This window comes from Thomasclavelia sp., from assembly GCF_017889095.1.
Classification (GTDB): domain Bacteria; phylum Bacillota_I; class Bacilli_A; order Erysipelotrichales; family Coprobacillaceae; genus Thomasclavelia.
Genome location: NZ_JAGHEW010000187.1, coordinates 1 through 3,618, shown reverse-complemented (window position 1 = coordinate 3,618; position 3,618 = coordinate 1). Strand labels below are relative to the sequence as shown.

General features: G+C 32.5%; 2 protein-coding genes. Both read left to right on the top strand.

Features of this window, described 5'->3' with window-relative positions; all coding sequences use genetic code 11:
- On the top strand, window positions 1–2,013 hold a 2,013-nt coding region (locus tag J7M77_RS08060; protein WP_296877320.1), incomplete at its 5' end, for an alpha-galactosidase.
- A gap of 134 nt (window positions 2,014–2,147) precedes the next feature.
- On the top strand, window positions 2,148–3,554 hold the full coding sequence (locus J7M77_RS08055; protein WP_296877319.1) for a glycoside hydrolase family 1 protein: 1,407 nt from the start codon (window positions 2,148–2,150) through the stop codon (window positions 3,552–3,554).
- The last annotated feature ends 64 nt before the right edge of the window (window positions 3,555–3,618 follow it).

Here is a 3,618-nt window from a genome sequence, read left to right as displayed (position 1 = left end):
CATATTAAACAAGAATATCCGGTTTATGGTAGTGGTGATATGCGGTTACCAGCTGTTGATATTTTACAAGAAAATGGCAGTCGTATCGTTGATTTTAAATATCAAAGTCATCAAATCAAACCAGGGAAAGCAAAGTTAGAAAACTTACCGGCAACCTATGTTGAAAATAACGATGAAGCTACAACTTTATCGATTACTTTGTTTGATGCTTTGATTCAAACTAAAATAGTTTTAAATTATACGATTTATGAAGCCTTACCGGTAATTTGTCGTAATGCTTATTTTGAAAATCTTGGGACCAATCGACTTGTTTTAAATCAGGCAATGAGCATGTCATTAGATTTACCAGATAGTAATTATCAGATGTTAGAACTTACTGGGGCCTGGGCTAGAGAACGTCATTTAAAAACAAGGGCATTACAACATGGCATCCAGGCTATTTATTCTTTAAGAGGCTGTTCAAGTAGCAATTATAATCCGTTTATTGCCTTAAAAAGAAATAATACGGATGAATTTAGTGGTGAAGTGTATGGTTTTAGTTTTGTTTATAGTGGTAATTTTTTAGCGCAGGTAGAAGTTGATACTTATAATACATCAAGAATAATGATGGGAATTCATCCTCATTGTTTTAGCTGGCCTTTAAATGCTAACGATCATTTTCAAACTCCTGAAGTAGTTATGGTCTATAGTGATCAGGGCTTAAATTTGATGTCACAAACTTATCATCAATTATATCAAAAGCGCTTAGTTCGGGGCATTTATCGTGATCGTCCTCGACCAATTTTAATTAATAACTGGGAAGGAACTTATTTTGATTTTAATGAAGAAAAAATTTTAACTTTAGCTAAGCAGGCAAAACAATTAGGAATTGAATTATTAGTGTTGGATGATGGCTGGTATGGTAAAAGAAATGATGATAAATCCAGTTTAGGTGACTGGGTCGTTAATCTTGATAAATTACCACAGGGAATGCAATCTTTAGCGAAAAAAATTAATGGGCTTGGCTTGGATTTTGGTTTATGGTTTGAACCGGAGATGGTTAGTATTGATTCCAATTTATATCGTAATCATCCTAACTGGTTATTAGCAACTCCAAATCGTCATTTAAGCCATGGTCGCAATCAATATGTTTTAGATTTTTCTAATCCTGAAGTTGTTGATTATATTTATCACATGATGAAAAAAGTAATTGATGAAGCTAATTTACGTTATATTAAATGGGATATGAATCGCTGTATGTCTGAAGTATATTCTTCGTGTCATCAAAGTGATAGTCAAGGAAAAGTGATGCATGAATATATTTTAGGTGTGTATCGTTTGTACCAGCGTTTGATAGACAATTATCCTAATATTTTATTTGAATCTTGTGCTAGTGGTGGGGCTCGATTTGATCCAGGTATGTTATATTATGCACCTCAGACTTGGGCCAGTGATGATAGTGATGCTATTGAAAGATTGAAGATTCAATATGGTACTTCGATGGTTTATCCAATTTCAAGCATTGGTAGCCATGTATCTACAGTTCCTAATCATCAGGTTTATCGATTGCCGTCAATTGAAACTAGAGCTAACGTGGCTTATTTTGGGACTTTTGGCTATGAATTAGATTTAAATCAATTAAGTGAACATGATCGTAGTAAAATAATTGAACAAGTTAAATTTATGAAAAAATATCGTCAGCTATTGCAGTTTGGAACTTTTTATCGGTTACTTAGTCCTTTTGATGGAAACGAAACTGCCTGGATGGTTGTTTCTGATGATCAAAAAGAAGCTATTGTAGGTTATTATCGAACTTTACAGGAAGTAAACCAGGGTTATCGGCGTTTAAAATTGCAGGGATTAAATCCAGACTATTATTATCATGTATCATTGCTTAATAGTAATCATTATGGTGATGAGTTAATGAATTTAGGATTAATTAATAGTGACAGTTCTAGTGGTGAACATCATGAAGGTTATGATGGTACTAATGGTGATTATTATTCGAAAATATATGTGTTAAAAGCTTTATAATTTTGCAACAGTGTTGCAAAAATGTTGCATGAAAATATCAACTTTTAACAACATCCTTTAAAAGAGCAGTTCAGCAATTGAACTGTTTTTTTATTTTTAGTAAATTGTAATTGTCAAGAAAAGGAGTGATGAAAATGAGTTTTCCTAATAATTTTTTATGGGGTGGCGCAACGGCTGGTAATCAAATTGAAGGTGCCTATTTACAAGGTGGTAAAGGATTAAGTACGGCTGATGTAATGACTTTAGGATCCCACGTAAAAAAAAGAAAAATAACAAAGTCAATTGAAGATAATGAGTATTATCCTAGTCATCAGGCAATTGATTTTTATACCCATTATCAAGAGGACATTAAATTATTTGCGAAAATGGGTTTTAAAGCTTATCGAATGTCGATTCAATGGAGTCGCATTTTTCCTAGTGGTGATGAACTAGTGCCTAATGAACAAGGATTACAGTTTTATGATGCGATTTTTGATGAATTAGAAAAATATGGAATTGAACCAATTGTAACTATTTCTCATTTTGAAACACCACTAGGATTACAAAAATATGGTTCTTGGAAAAATCGTCAGGTTGTTGAATTTTATCAGCGCTATGCACAAGTATTATTTAACCGCTATAAAGATAGGGTTAAATACTGGTTAACTTTTAATGAGATCAACTGTATGTCTACCCAGCCTTGGGTAGCTGGTGGTATAATAGAAACTGATGAAAAAACGAAAATGATTGCTGCTTATCATCAATTATTAGCCAGTGCTAAAGCTGTAAAATTAGCTCACCAGATTAATCCGGAAATTAAAGTAGGAATGATGTATTGTGGACATTTTGCTTATGCCAATAGTGCCCATCCTGATGATGTGATTGCGACGATGAATTTTATGCATCAAATGATGTTTTATGTTGATGTTCAGTGTCGGGGATATTATCCTAATTATAAGTTAAAACAGTTAGAAAGAGAAAATATTATTTTACCGATTATTGATGGTGATTTAGAAATCCTAAAGGAAGGAACGGTTGATTTTATTGCTTATAGTTATTACTGCAGTCATGTAACCGGTAAAAAAACTAAAGGAATTTTAAAAGGGATGAATGGCTTAGATACCGGTTATAAAAATGAATTCTTAGCTAAAAGTGACTGGGGCTGGACGATTGATCCTCAAGGAATCAGATATTCATTAAATTATTTATATGATCGTTATCAATTACCACTAATGATCGTTGAAAATGGTTTAGGAGCGGTTGATAAATTGGAAAATGGGAAGGTTCATGATGATTATCGAATTGCTTATTTAAAAGCGCATTTAAAAGAATTAGAAAAAGCGATTGAATTAGATGGAATTCCTGTTTTAGGTTATATGATGTGGGGACCAATTGATTTAATTGCTATTTCAACGGGGGAAATGAAAAAAAGATATGGTTTTATTTATGTCGATAGCGATGATTATGGAAATGGCAGTTTAAAAAGATATCTAAAAGATTCATTTTACTGGTATCAAAAAGTAATTACCACTAATGGTAAAAGTTTAAAGGAGGAAAATTAAAATGAAAAAATATATAGTTATGGATAGTGAATATTGTAGTATGGGACGTTGGATCTCAGTGATT